9 protein-coding genes and 2 pseudogenes are annotated in these 13,348 nt (G+C 57.1%); 4 read left to right on the top strand and 7 right to left on the bottom strand.

All coding sequences use genetic code 11. The annotated features are described in order from the left end of the window. Positions 1-15 precede the first annotated feature (15 nt). The 4 genes from GIB19_RS03395 to GIB19_RS03410 form a co-directional block, all read right to left on the bottom strand. Positions 16-1,554 (bottom strand): ParB family protein, encoded by a 1,539-nt coding sequence (locus GIB19_RS03395; protein ID WP_125859210.1) that lies wholly within the window; start codon positions 1,552-1,554, stop codon positions 16-18. 14 nt (positions 1,555-1,568) lie between these two features. Continuing rightward, entirely contained in the window at positions 1,569-2,447 is an 879-nt protein-coding gene (locus GIB19_RS03400) for a ParA family protein (protein ID WP_274883560.1), read from the bottom strand. A gap of 4 nt (positions 2,448-2,451) precedes the next feature. Next, a complete protein-coding gene (locus GIB19_RS03405; RefSeq protein WP_125859208.1) occupies positions 2,452-2,667 on the bottom strand; it encodes an AlpA family transcriptional regulator in 216 nt (71 codons plus the stop codon). Positions 2,668-2,780: 113 nt separating this feature from the next. Further along, complete coding sequence (locus GIB19_RS03410; protein ID WP_274883562.1) at positions 2,781-3,545, bottom strand: hypothetical protein; 765 nt, start codon at positions 3,543-3,545, stop codon at positions 2,781-2,783. A gap of 1,687 nt (positions 3,546-5,232) precedes the next feature. Here GIB19_RS03410 and mexE point away from each other — a divergent pair. The 4 genes and pseudogenes from mexE to GIB19_RS28345 all read left to right on the top strand — a co-directional run. Continuing rightward, positions 5,233-6,489 (top strand): multidrug efflux RND transporter periplasmic adaptor subunit MexE, encoded by a 1,257-nt coding sequence (gene mexE / locus GIB19_RS03415; protein WP_274883564.1) that lies wholly within the window; start codon positions 5,233-5,235, stop codon positions 6,487-6,489. A gap of 15 nt (positions 6,490-6,504) precedes the next feature. Beyond that, complete coding sequence (locus tag GIB19_RS03420) at positions 6,505-9,684, top strand: efflux RND transporter permease subunit (RefSeq protein ID WP_274883565.1); 3,180 nt, start codon at positions 6,505-6,507, stop codon at positions 9,682-9,684. Beyond that, positions 9,681-10,054 (top strand): annotated as a pseudogene (locus GIB19_RS03425) (TolC family protein); the annotation flags it as partial. The gene GIB19_RS03420 and the pseudogene GIB19_RS03425, both read left to right, overlap by 4 nt. Continuing rightward, positions 10,053-10,160, top strand: a pseudogene (locus GIB19_RS28345) (hypothetical protein); the annotation flags it as partial. The pseudogenes GIB19_RS03425 and GIB19_RS28345, both read left to right, overlap by 2 nt. Before the next feature lie 229 nt (positions 10,161-10,389). Here GIB19_RS28345 and cydX read toward each other — a convergent pair. Genes cydX through GIB19_RS03440 form a run of 3 tightly spaced genes read right to left on the bottom strand, consistent with a single transcriptional unit; the run spans position 10,390 to position 13,336 of the window. Beyond that, positions 10,390-10,545 carry a cytochrome bd-I oxidase subunit CydX gene (cydX, locus tag GIB19_RS28350; RefSeq protein WP_125859204.1) on the bottom strand — a complete coding sequence of 52 codons (156 nt, stop codon included), beginning with the start codon at positions 10,543-10,545 and terminating at the stop codon, positions 10,390-10,392. A 27-nt stretch (positions 10,546-10,572) separates the two neighbouring features. Continuing rightward, on the bottom strand, positions 10,573-11,727 hold the full coding sequence (gene cydB / locus GIB19_RS03435; protein ID WP_125859203.1) for a cytochrome d ubiquinol oxidase subunit II: 1,155 nt from the start codon (positions 11,725-11,727) through the stop codon (positions 10,573-10,575). Beyond that, positions 11,714-13,336 carry a cytochrome ubiquinol oxidase subunit I gene (locus GIB19_RS03440; RefSeq protein ID WP_125859202.1) on the bottom strand — a complete coding sequence of 541 codons (1,623 nt, stop codon included), beginning with the start codon at positions 13,334-13,336 and terminating at the stop codon, positions 11,714-11,716. Before GIB19_RS03440 ends, cydB begins: the two co-directional genes overlap by 14 nt. Between the last annotated feature and the right edge of the window lie 12 nt (positions 13,337-13,348).

The raw sequence follows: 13,348 nt of genomic DNA on the forward strand, positions 1-13,348 counted from the left end.
AGGCAGCTCCTCACGTTAACGAGTGGACGACAGCGTCAGCTCGATCAACTGCCGAGCGTGGCGGATCAGCGTGAACAGCTGCTCCAGCTGTGCATCGGGGAGTCGTTCGAGGCCCACGGTCAGGGCAGGGCGCTCGGCAAAGGGCAGGTCGTAGACGCCGATCAGCAGTTGACCAAACAACGCGGCTGGCAACTGCTGGCGTTGGCTCCAGCTCACATCATCCTGGAGGCGTAGCAAGGCCGAGAGGATCAGCTGAATGCCGGTGTGTCGCGGGCTAAGCCGATCGCTGTGTTCAGGTGACAACGTGAATCCGAGTCCATCAGGGTGCGGGCTGACCAAGGCCGCGGCATCAGCATAATCGGCCAGATTGGCCGCCAATTCGGCACAGCGTGCACGCAAGATGGGGATGTCATCCGGCGAAGCGGGGGACGATGGAGGTGAGCCCACCTGCGGCTGAACCACTTTCCCACCATCGGGTTGCTTCGCAGAGGGCGGCTCATCGCTCAACGCTTGGCGAATGTGGGGCAGGCGTGGTTCCACCACCAGCGAGGGATCACTGTCAGAATCTGCCGGATCTGGGCTGGGCAACTCAGTGGCTGTTCCAAACGCGACCTCAAGGGGAGGTGGCGACTCCACAGGCTTGCTTGCTAGATCCTGCGGCACCGGTTGAGGAGCGGGCGACATGATAGGCGAAAGGTGTTGCTCCTGGTGCATTTCCAAGGCCAGCAGACGGGGTGTCTGCTGTAGGGCCACCGCCATCTGGGCAATCAGTTCGTCCTGCAGCTCGCTCGCATCCAGCTCGGGTGTTTCACCGTCGAACGCTGAAAGCACTTCCAGCCACAGCAGCGTGAACTGTTGGTCGTCACCGAAGTACCGGTTCCAGCTCGATTCGGCGCGACGCCTTACCGTCATCAGACGATCGATAGCGGGTTTGCCGAGACCCGCATACAGTACCTGTGGAATGGCGGGTAGCAAGTGCTCCAGCGCGTCGAACATGCGACTGATATGGGATTGGGAAATGGGATAACCATCCTGGCTCAAGCGTGAGGAGAGCTCGCGCTGGCTAAGGGGGCTGTCCGATTCCTGAAACATGTCCTGAAGTTTCGCCACGGCCAATGCCCGCTCGATGAACGTGAGCTGGCCATGTAAATCACTTTCGGTCAGATGCCCGAGCAGGGCATGGGTTTCGGATTGCCAAGGCCGGAACAGGCAATGGATGCGAAAGAACCGCTCCTCGCGGGTTTCTTGCCAGAGTTCACCGAGGATGCTCAGCCGCGTGTTGCCACCGTTACGGATGATGAAGTGTGACTCCTCCGGGCGGCGGGTAATAGCAGGGGGCTGGTCTAGGCCGCGTTCCCGGATCGAAGCTTTGATCTCGTTATACAGCGGGTTGCGGACAATGCGTGGGTTGAGCTCGTAGGGGCGCAATTGCTCGAGACTGACCACCATCGGTGTGTCACCGATCGGCACTACCGTTGCCTCACGGTCGTGTTTTTGCGGGAAGTGCGCCTGCTGCAGTTGACGCGTGATGTCTTCGGAGGTCGGCGGTTTCATCACACATCCTCCGATCAGCCGCGACGGATCAGCCGGCATTCGGTTGCTGATGGTTGACCGGGCATTTGCGCGCCCGCTTCGACCAGCTGCTCGGTCCACTGTGGGAACAACTCACGGGCCAGGGCGCGCATCACCTCAGCGGCGCAAGGGCCGCGGCTACCGGATGGCGGGACGGGCTCGACTCGGTGAACGGGCAGTCCCAGCGAGGCGGCGTTGGGATAGGCCACGCGGTCGGGAATGACCGTGGTGCACACGCTGACATGGGGATCGCCCTCAAAGGATGCTTGCAGGCTCTGCATGATCAAGCGGGTATCGCGACGGTTGGCGTTGGCCTGGTTGAGCAACAGCTTCACCGATGGTAACGCCACCCCCAGGTAGCGGTAGGGCTCCAATTCGTCAAGCAGCCCCAGGGTGCCACGGCGCAGCTCGCGCGCGGCGAGCATCTCCGGTGGGACGGGACACAGGGCGCAATCGGAGGCGAGGATGACCATCTCGACCACGACGCTGCGTGCACCTTGAGTATCAACAATGAGCACATCGTATTGATCCTGGAAGGCCGGCAGCAGGTTGCGTAAACGCAAGCGGCCATCGGCGGCATTCAAGAGCAGGGTGCTGATGTGCCCGGCGCGGTCGTTGGACACAATCAGGTCCAGATGTTGAATGACAGTGGTGGAGATGACCTGCTCAGGCGCGGTGAGACCCTGGGCGATGAGCTCGTAGCTGCCGGCCTCACGAGGTGCGCACAAGGCGTAGTAGCTGGACAGCGTCGGTTGGCTGTCCAGGTCCAGCAGCAATACGCGAAAGCCTGCATCGGCGAGTACTCCGCCCAGGTTGGCGGCGACAGTGGTCTTGCCCGCGCCGCCCTTGGTCGAAATCAGTGAGAGGACGTGCATGGCGCTACTCCCTGACTGACAGTCGATCCTGAACCCACTGCTCGATTTCCAGCGAATCCCAACCGACGGCGCGGGTGCCAATGCGCCGGCATTGCGGGAACTGGCCGGCCTTCATCAGGTTGTAGATGTGCGAACGTTTGAAGCCGGTCTTCTGCTCCACTTCATCGCGGCGCATGATGTGGCGGTCTGCAGTCCGAGGGGCAGAGCTGGTCGGTTGCATGGTGTCACTCCGTAGCACCATGTGGTGCGCAGTGGGATGTGACAGTCAGTGAAGGTCTGCTCGGGCGGAAAGTCATTGCCAGGCAATGTGCGCTATTGCCTGGCAATTTGGTTCTAGGCCCGTATGGCCTGAGCCAAATGACGGCGCGCTTCTGCAAATTTCCGATCAAGGGTCCGTTTGCTTAGGCCTTGAACATTAGAAAAACGGTTGGTTACCGTTTCAACTAGAATCGTTTGAGTGCTATAAATAGATTGAACCTTTCCATCATCTGACTTGCCGATGCTAACATCTAGCAGAGCGCCAATAATGACATAAAGTATCGAGTTGGACTGCTCTAGGTATGATCCAGGTGTTCCCGTTTGAGGTTGGGGGGACTCGGGGTTTTCTCTTTGTTGCGCAGAATTAGCATGCAGATTTTCTAGATTTTTCCGGGTTTTTTGTAATTCGCGGTCTGAAGCTTCTAATTCTGCTTTTAAAGCTAAATGTGCACCGATGCTGATGCAGTGGGAGTGGTCGGTCTCGTTGCCAAATAAGAAAATCGGTTTGTCGTCTGGGTAATAACACTCTACCCATATTCTCAGGTCCGAGTGGCGAATGGAAAGATAGGCTTTTTCGAATTCCGTATCTGAAGTTATTGGGCGGTTCAAATATGTGGCAGGTAGCTGGTGGCAAGCGATGGCGTCATATATTCGTTCAGAGTAGGTTTGAAGAGATGGCCAGTGAGGAAATAATTTAAGAAGGTCATCAGGGCGCGTAAGGGTCTGTTTTAGGATTTCTTTTTCGTGGTCAGCGAGTCCAGACCAAAGTATTGCCACCTCAATTGGTCGATAGAAATTTTTGTGCGAGACCATGATGCAGCCTCCATATTGATCATCCAAGGGTGGGTTTCCAGTGAATTACTATCTGTCAGTCTTGATGGAGGGGAATGTGATGATAGATTGAAAGTTTTTAGGTTAGATTGTTCTTCGGATTGCGGAAATAGAAAGCCATGATCGCTGCGATAGTGGCGATCAATGCGTTTCTTGCTCGACGTCTTTGTGGGACATGGGGTGAGTAGCCAGTGGAGTTCTTCCATCGCCCCTGTTTTTTCACTTGGTGTGGAATCTCAAAATGCTCCTAGTGCTTTCGTTGCCATCTTATCAATGGGGTAGAGCACATGCCCAGAACAGGACACCCTCCAAAGCATTTGATCATCATGCAAGAAAACGTCGGAAGTGACTTCCCCACTTGGTCATCCGAAAGGTGCCTAGTAATGAACAAATGCGTATACGGATCGTTCTTGCATGGGCCGATGGATAGTGTGGAGCAAGCATTTTAGAGCTCCTGTGCACGACCGTTCAGATGGTTTCGAAAAGGTGCCTCCGATTTAAGGTGTACTCGTCTGACGACCTGATAGATGCCCCGCCCTCGGGCCGCCCACCCATGGTTTCGGATGAACCAGTGCAAAACAGGGTCAATCAAGCGCTTCAACGCCTGCCTGAGAATTTCACGCAGTGGAGCTTGCGCAGTTTGAGCTTTCCAGCAGATGTATCACCCGCTACCGTGCAAAGGATCTGGAGTGCTTTCGGTCTTAACATCTGCAATCGACTTTCAAACTGTTGAACGATAATTTTCGTCGACCAGATTCTCTTCTTATGATGCCAACGCTAAATAAATTCCTTATGTGGCGCCGGCGGATATCTATACGTTCCCATTATTAATAAATGTTGGCCCGCGGTTGATCTTCGCGAAAGGGAATCTTTCTAGTTAATTGTAGGTAGGCCAATAATTAGTAACTTATCGTTCTGTCCAGCTTTCCGGTCGTGGCAAGGAAAAATATGCCTGTTCATACTGAGGCTAACAGGTGGCTTTATCTGCATGGATTGCAACGTCTGAAGAATTTTTGATCCTTGCAGGAATTATATAAGCCGGGTCTTCTGGGTGCTGTCAAGGTATGTGCTGGCAACGTTTCTTGCTGCAGAGCTTCTGCGTCAACTGAGAGGTTTGGAAGTATCTTATTGGTTGTCGTTAACGCAAGGATGGAAAACTAATACGGCCTCTGATCAATAGGCGCTAGATAATTGGCGGCGATAAGTGCGTCAAGTGGCCAGCTAAGTCAAGTCAGCTGACTTCAGGGCAGGTAATAAACTGTATGGGCTTGGCAGGCATGTTTGGTGGTTTCTTGGCAGCAGTGAGTGAGGGTTCTGATCATTTTGGCTGAAATCGTCAATGTTTTGTCCCTTGTTAGCTTAGGCGTTCAGTTACAGTGTTTTCGTAAGTTTATGCTTTGCTTGTCGCGTTGGTTTCTTGTTTGTGGGAAATAACTAGAGTGAAGTGTTGTCCTTGTTTTCTTGACTTTGACGAGTTCGGAGCTGACTAAAAATTGGTGTCCTAGCGGAAATTGATGGCGCTCATGGTACTGAAGTTATGAATTTTCTTGGCGTCCTGGTATGTAAATGCCAGAGCTCCGCGAGGGGGCTAGTTGAAGAGGGCAGGAGTTCCAAGTGGATGGCTTATTGTTTGTTGCTGGGATAAGAGTCCATGAGTAATCATTTTCAATCGATACAATTACAGGGTTTATGAACCATGGGCCATTCACTCAAACTCTTGCGCTATCCACTCGCGGCCCTGGCTGTGTTGGTGATGAGCGCTTGCGGTAAAGCCCCAGAAACCGCCGCCAGCATGCCGGCTGCCAAAGTCAGTGTGGCCAAGGTGCTGGAGCAACCGGTCAATGAATGGGACGAATTCACCGGGCGCCTGGAAGCTCCGGAAACCGTTGAAATCCGCCCACGGGTTTCCGGCCAGATCGATCAAGTGGCCTTCACCGAAGGCGCCCTGGTGAAAAAGGGCGATTTGTTGTTCCAGATCGACCCGCGTCCATTCCAGGCTGAAGTGCGCCGCCTTGAAGCCCTGGTCACCCAAGGCCGAGCCAACGCCACTCGCAGTGAAAACGAAGCCAAGCGCGGTGAGCGCCTGCGCACCAGCAACGCGATCTCCGCCGAACTGGCTGATTCGCGCACCAGTGCGTCCCAGGAAGCCCGCGCCGCCGTTGGCGCAGTCCAGGCGCAACTGGACCTGGCCAAACTCAACCTAAGCTTCACCCGCGTCACCTCGCCTATCAGTGGCCGCGTCAGCCGTGCGGAAATCACCGCCGGCAACCTGGTCACGGCCGATACCACGGCCCTGACCAGCGTGGTCTCCACCGACAAGGTCTACGCCTACTTCGATGCCGACGAACGTGTGTTCCTCAAGTACACCCAACTCGCGCGCCAAGGCCAACGCGGTGCCACCACCCCAGTGTACCTGGGTCTATCCAATGAAGACGGCAACCCGCACCTGGGCCAGATGAACTTTGTCGACAATCAGGTCAACCCGAAAACCGGCACCATCCGTGGCCGTGCGGTGTTCGACAACAGCGACGGCGCCTACACCCCAGGCCTCTATGCCCGCCTGAAGCTGGTGGGCAGCGGCACCTACTCCGCCGTGCTGATCAACGACGAAGCTGTGGGCACCGACCTAGGCAAGAAGTTCGTACTGGTAATGGATGCCGACAACAACTCCGTGTACCGCTCCGTCGAGTTGGGGCCGAAGATCGAAGGTTTGCGCATCGTGCGCAGCGGCCTCAACAAGGATGACACCATCATCGTCAAGGGCTTGCAGCGGGTGCGTCCAGGTTCGCCGGTCACCCCTGAAGTCGTCCCCATGGCCAGCAAGGAAACCCTCGCCGCTCTGGCACGACAACGACAAGCACTGGAAGCCAGCAACCTGCCTCAGGTCAAACCCGGCAAAAGCGCGCCTGGTACAGCAGCGATACTGACCAGCACTGCGACTCCAAGCGGCTAAGAGACTACAACTCCGATGAATTTTTCCCAATTCTTCATTTCACGGCCGATTTTCGCCGCGGTGCTTTCGCTGCTGATTTTGATCGCCGGCGCAATTTCGCTGTTCCAACTGCCGATCAGCGAATACCCGGAAGTGGTTCCGCCAACTGTGGTGGTACGCGCTAACTTCCCAGGGGCCAACCCCAAAGTCATCGGTGAAACCGTGGCGGCGCCGCTGGAGCAGGCCATCACCGGCGTTGAGAACATGCTGTATATGTCATCGCAGTCGACCGCCGACGGCAAGCTGACCCTGACCATCACCTTTGCCTTGGGCACCGACCTGGACAACGCTCAGGTGCAGGTACAAAACCGTGTAACACGGACCCAGCCGAAACTGCCTGAGGAAGTGAGTCGCATCGGTATCACTGTGGACAAGGCCTCCCCGAACCTGACCATGGTGGTGCACTTGACCTCGCCGGACAAACGCTACGACATGCTCTACCTGTCCAACTACGCGATTCTCAACATCAAGGATGAGCTGGCCCGCCTTAGCGGTGTGGGTGATGTGCAGTTGTTTGGCATGGGCGACTACTCCCTGCGCGTCTGGCTGGATCCGAACAAGATCGCGTCGCGCGACCTGACCGCTACCGATGTGGTGACCGCAATTCGCGAGCAGAACCGTCAAGTGGCCGCTGGTGCCTTGGGCACGCAACCAGCCCCGAATGCGACCGCCTTCCAGTTGTCGGTGAACACCCAGGGCCGACTGGTCACTGAAGAAGAGTTTGAGAAGGTCATCATTCGTTCCGGCGATAACGGCGAAATCACACGACTGAAGGATATCGCGCGGGTGGAACTGGGATCCAACCAATACGCCCTGCGGTCTTTGCTCAATAACAATCCGGCGGTAGGATTGCCAATCTTCCAGCGTCCTGGCTCCAATGCGATCCAGATATCACACGACGTTCGTGAAAAAATGGCTGAGCTGAAGAAAAGCTTCCCGCAAGGTATGGATTTCGCCATCGCCTATGACCCGACCGTCTTCGTGCGTGGCTCTATCGAGGCGGTGGTACACACTCTGTTCGAAGCCTTGATTCTAGTCGTCCTTGTGGTGATCCTTTTCCTGCAAACCTGGCGAGCCTCAATCATTCCGCTGGTGGCCGTGCCAGTTTCGTTGATTGGTACGTTTGCGGTCATGCACATGTTCGGTTTCTCGCTTAACGCGCTGTCATTGTTCGGTTTGGTACTCGCTATCGGTATCGTGGTGGACGACGCCATCGTGGTAGTGGAGAACGTTGAACGCAACATTGAGCTGGGTCTAGAGCCCCTCCCAGCCACTCAAAAAGCCATGAGCGAAGTCACTGGCCCGATCATTGCCACGGCACTGGTGTTGTGTGCGGTGTTCATCCCAGCGGCCTTTATAAGCGGCTTGACCGGGCAGTTTTACAAACAGTTCGCCCTGACCATTGCGATTTCCACGGTGATTTCGGCGTTCAACTCCCTGACCTTGTCCCCTGCTCTGGCCGCCGTGTTGCTGCGTAGCCATAACGCGCCGAAGGATCGCGTCTCAAAAGCGCTCGACAAACTGTTCGGTGGCTGGTTATTCCGTCCGTTCAATCGCTTCTTTGAGAAAGCCAGCCACGGTTATGTTGGCACCGTAAGCCGAGTGATTCGCGGCAGTGGCATTGCACTGTTCCTGTATGCAGGACTGATGGTCCTGACCTGGTTCGGCTTCGCCCATACCCCAACCGGCTTCGTACCCGCCCAGGACAAACAATACCTGGTCGCCTTCGCGCAACTGCCGGACGCCGCGAGCCTGGACCGGACCGAAGACGTGATCAAACGCATGTCCGACATCGCCCTGAAACAGCCGGGAGTGGAAAGCACCGCGGCGCTCCCGGGCCTGTCGATCAACGGTTTCACCAACAGCACGAACAACGGCGTGATATTTGTCACCTTGAAGCCGTTCGACGAGCGTAAAGACCCAAGCATGTCCGCGGGTGCGATTGCCGGTGCGCTGAACGGCAAATTCGGCGAAATCCAGGAAGCCTACATGGCGATCTTCCCGCCGCCGCCGGTACAGGGCCTGGGCACCATTGGCGGGTTCCGCCTGCAGATCGAAGACCGGGGCAACCTGGGCTACGACGAGCTGTACAAAGAAACCATGAACATCATCAACAAAAGCCACGGCGTGCCCGAACTGGCTGGGCTGTTCACCAGCTACACGGTGAACGTGCCCCAGGTCGATGCGGCTATCGACCGCGAAAAAGCCAAGACCCACGGAGTGGCCGTCAGCGACATCTTCGACACTCTGCAGATCTACCTGGGTTCGCTGTATGCCAACGACTTCAACCGCTTCGGTCGCACCTATCAGGTCAACGTCCAGGCTGAGCAACAGTTCCGCCTTGAACCGGAGCAGATCGGCCAGCTCAAAGTGCGCAACAACAAAGGCAAAATGATCCCGCTGGCGACCTTTATCAAGGTCAACGACACCTCAGGCCCGGACCGCGTGATGCACTACAATGGCTTTATCACCGCAGAGATCAACGGTGCAGCGGCCCCAGGCTACAGCTCCGGCCAGGCCGAAAAAGCCATCGAGAAGCTGCTCAAGGAGGAACTGCCCAACGGCATGACCTACGAGTGGACCGACCTGACCTACCAGCAGATTCTCTCGGGCAATACCGCGCTGTTCGTGTTCCCGCTCTGCGTATTGCTGGCGTTCCTGGTGCTCGCCGCCCAGTACGAAAGCTGGAGCTTGCCACTGGCGGTGATCCTGATCGTGCCGATGACTTTGCTCTCGGCCATTGCCGGGGTGATCATGTCGGGGGGTGACAACAACATCTTCACCCAGATCGGCTTAATCGTACTGGTGGGCCTGGCGTGTAAGAACGCGATTCTGATCGTCGAGTTTGCCAAGGACAAACAAGAGGAAGGCTTAGACCCTCAGGCTGCGGTGCTGGAAGCCTGCCGCTTGCGTCTGCGGCCGATCCTGATGACCTCGTTCGCCTTCATCATGGGAGTGGTGCCCTTGGTGCTCTCCAGCGGTGCTGGTGCAGAAATGCGCCACGCCATGGGTGTTGCGGTGTTCTCCGGGATGCTGGGGGTGACCTTTTTCGGTCTGCTGCTGACCCCGGTGTTCTACGTCCTGATCCGCAACTATGTGGAACGCGGTGAGGCTCGCAAAGCCGCCCGCGCCCCGAAACTGGAGGCGCAGCAATGAGCTTGAGAGTCTTCCTGCCGAGCCTGTTGCCGTGGCGCTGAGCGCCTGCGCCGTGGGCCCGGACTACAAGACCCAGAACCGGGAAGCGGCCCATATCACGGCCGCCACCGATGGCGCCGCCGGGCAAAAGAATTTTGACCGGGCACACTTTGAAGGCATCTGGTGGCAGCAATTCGAGGAACCGATCCTCAACCAACTGGTGACCCAGTCGTTGCAGGGCAACCGCGAACTGCGGGTCGCCTTTGCCCGGCTGCGGGCGGCCCGGGCGATTCGCGATGACGCCAGCAATGACGCCATGCCAACCATCACCAGCAGTGACCAGGCCAAGGGCCAGATCCCTGGGCATACCACCCGGCGCGTGAAAAGTGACTGTGGACTTCCTGGTGCTGCTCGACGCCCAGCGCGAACGCCTGGCGGCTGAAGACTCCCAGGCGCAGGCCGAAGTCGACCTGTACCGCGGCATCGTTGCCATGTGATATTCCATAGTTGGTAGCTTCAGGTGCGGATGCTTCGAGAGAGTGAGAGATCCCTTCATGTATCGTCCGCTATCGCGCGAGACAGGTGAAATCATGGAGGTGTTGATGAGGTTGCGGCTGGGGGGCAGCCCTATCTATTCCCAAGCCGCTTTCGGCTCCATGATTTGGGATGATTGTCAAGGATGCCAGTCGCCTGTACACGCGTGCACAGATGACTGGCCGACTTGCATTAACTGGCGTCGCTGTTGGCGCTGCCTTCCGAAGGTATTTCACTCTTCAGGGCGCGACGTACCGTATTGTCTTCGGTCATTTCGAACCACATACCATTCAGTACGGCGAACGCTGCCGCCAGAGGCAGACCGAGTAACCAAGCGAAGTACCACATGTGAAAACCTCTGTATTTAACAAGTGATCAGTAAGCGTGGCCCTTGCCACCTTCAATAGCCTTGGCGTCGACCTTGCCCCATAACACGCGGTACACCCAAGTGGTATAGGCCACGATGAGCGGCAGGAAAATCGCCGTGCTGACCAGCATGATAAACAGGGTCATGTGGCTGGATGAGGAGTCCCATACGGTCAGGCTGAAGCGAGGATCGACCGAAGACGGCAGGATGAAGGGAAACATCGACATGCCCACCGAGGTGATGATGCCGGCGATACCCAGGCTGCTGGCGAGCATCGCCAGATTGTCGCGGCGGGCACGCAGCAACAGACAGGCCAGCAGCGTGCCGGCGAAACCAAGAGCCGGTGCCAGTAATGTCCAGGGCTTGCTGTCGTAGTTGGTGAACCAAGCGTGCTGGCTGACAGCGGCGGTCTTGAACAGGGGGTTGGAAGGGCCGGTCGTGTTGATCACTGAGGTGATGCTGTAGCCTTCGATCCAATGCCAAAGCGCTACTCCGGCCAATGCATATAGAACGATGGTGGTCAGCATGGCGATACTGCCGATGGTGCGCGCTCGGTCAGCCAACACGCCGTCGGTCTTGATGCGCAGCCAGGCCGCACCATGGGCGACTAGCATACTCACCGAAACCAGGCCGCAGAGCACTGCGAAGGGATTGAGCAGCTCGAAGAAGCTGCCGTCGTAGTAGATGTACATTTCGGGTGTCAGGCGAAACGGTACGCCTTGTATAACGTTACCCACCGCTACACCGCAGATCAGGGCGGGCACGAAGCCTCCAACGAACAGCGCCCAGTCCCAACTGTTGCGCCAAGCCTTCGACTCGAGCTTGCTGCGGTACTTGAACGCCACCGGTCGAATGATCAGTGCCACCAGAATGATGAACATGGCCAGGTAGAAGCCGGAAAACGATACGGCGTAGAGCTGCGGCCAGGCGGCGAAAATGGCACCTCCACCGAGAACCAGCCATACCTGATTGCCTTCCCATGTAGGGCCGACGGCGTTGATCACCACGCGTCGCTCCAGATCGGTTTTTGCTATGAATGGCAGCAGGGTACCGGTGCCCAAATCGAACCCGCCCATCACTGCAAAGCCGATCAACAGGACGCCCAACAATACCCACCAGATGAGTCGCAGGGTGTCGTAGTTCAATAGTTCATGCAGGATCATGGAAGTACTCCGCAGACGAGTGGAGAGGTTGGTGAGTTGCGACTGAAGCCAGCGTTGGCTGCATGACCTCAGGCTGCTCTGCCTCGTCTTCTGGGCCGTGCTTGATGGCCTTGAGCATTAGCTTCATCTCGATGACCAGCAGCACGGTGTAGATCGCCACGAAGCCGGCGATGGTCAGCAGCAGCGTTTTTACACCGAGACTGGACACCGCCAGTGCGGTTGGCAGTACGCCTTCGATGACCCACGGTTGGCGACCGTATTCGGCAACCAGCCAGCCACACTCGATGGCGACCCATGGCAGCGGGATGGCGTATACCGCAACCTTCAGCAGCCAGCGGTGCTTATCCACGCGATGGCGTGTGGACAGCCAGAAGAATACGGCGGTGAGCACGATGAAAAACATGCCCAGGGCGACCATTATGCGGAACGTCCAGAACAACGGGGCCACCTGTGGCACGGTGTCCCACGCGGCTTTTCTGATCTGCTCGTCGGTCGCCTGACGCGGGTCATCGACATAGCGCTTGAGTAGTAGGGCGTAGCCCAGATCGACTCCAGTACTCTCGAACATCGCTTTGAGCACTGGCGAGATGCTGATTGTGGAACCCTCGGCACGGATCTGCTCCAGTGCATCGTAAGCCAGGATGCCGCGCCGAATGCGTTCCTCGGCGCTGATTACCAGGTCGATGATACCAGGCATCTCCGTTGTCAGTGAGCGGGTGCCGATCAAGCCCATGACGATGGGGATGTGCAGCGCATAGTGGGTCTCGCGCGCCTCTTGGTCGGGGAAGCCGAAGGCGGTAAAGGAGGCCGGTGCCGGCTGGGTTTCCCACATGGCCTCGATGGCTGCCAGCTTCATCTGCTGGTGTTCTCCAGACAGGTAACCGCTCTCGTCACCGAGCACCACTACCGACAGCGAGCCGGCCAGTCCGAAGGAAGCGGCAACCGCCATAGAGCGTTTGGCCAGGTCGACATGCCGCCCCTTGAGCAGGTACCACGCGGAGATGCCCATTACGAAGATCGCACCACAGACATACCCGGCCGACACAGTGTGTACGAATTTGGCCTGAGCTACAGGATTCATGAGTACGGCGAAGAAGTCGTTGACCTCCATGCGCATGGTCTGTGGGTTGAACTCGGAACCCACCGGGTTTTGCATCCAGCCGTTGGCGATCAGGATCCACAGCGCCGAGAAGTTGGTACCCAGCGCCATTAGCCAGGTAACGGCCAAGTGCTTTACCTGTGTGAGCTTGTCCCAGCCGAAGAAGAACAGGCCGACGAAGGTTGCTTCCAGAAAGAATGCCATCAACCCTTCTATGGCCAGCGGCGCACCAAAAATATCGCCGACGTAGTGGCTGTAGTAGCTCCAGTTCATGCCGAACTGGAACTCCATGACGATGCCGGTGGCCACACCCATGACGAAGTTGATACCGAACAGGGTGCCCCAGAACTTGGTCATCTGCCGCCAGATGACCCGCCCGCTCATTACATAGATGGTCTCCATGATGGCCAGCAGAATGGACAGCCCCAACGTCAAGGGTACGAATAGAAAATGATAGAGCGCAGTGAGCGCGAATTGCAGTCGCGACAGGCTGACTATGTCTAAGTCCATGGCTGTTTCCTT

It is taken from the genome of Pseudomonas sp. ITEM 17296 (genome assembly GCF_028895205.1).
Classification (GTDB): domain Bacteria; phylum Pseudomonadota; class Gammaproteobacteria; order Pseudomonadales; family Pseudomonadaceae; genus Aquipseudomonas; species Aquipseudomonas kermanshahensis.

Coding starts and splice junctions, on each gene's coding strand:
- GIB19_RS03395 (WP_125859210.1), bottom strand. CDS start 1,554: ATGAAACCGCCGACCTCCGAAGACATCACGCGTCAACTGCAGCAGGCG.
- GIB19_RS03400 (WP_274883560.1), bottom strand. CDS start 2,447: ATGCACGTCCTCTCACTGATTTCGACCAAGGGCGGCGCGGGCAAGACC.
- GIB19_RS03405 (WP_125859208.1), bottom strand. CDS start 2,667: ATGCAACCGACCAGCTCTGCCCCTCGGACTGCAGACCGCCACATCATG.
- mexE (WP_274883564.1), top strand. CDS start 5,233: ATGGGCCATTCACTCAAACTCTTGCGCTATCCACTCGCGGCCCTGGCT.
- GIB19_RS03420 (WP_274883565.1), top strand. CDS start 6,505: ATGAATTTTTCCCAATTCTTCATTTCACGGCCGATTTTCGCCGCGGTG.
- cydX (WP_125859204.1), bottom strand. CDS start 10,545: ATGTGGTACTTCGCTTGGTTACTCGGTCTGCCTCTGGCGGCAGCGTTC.
- cydB (WP_125859203.1), bottom strand. CDS start 11,727: ATGATCCTGCATGAACTATTGAACTACGACACCCTGCGACTCATCTGG.
- GIB19_RS03440 (WP_125859202.1), bottom strand. CDS start 13,336: ATGGACTTAGACATAGTCAGCCTGTCGCGACTGCAATTCGCGCTCACT.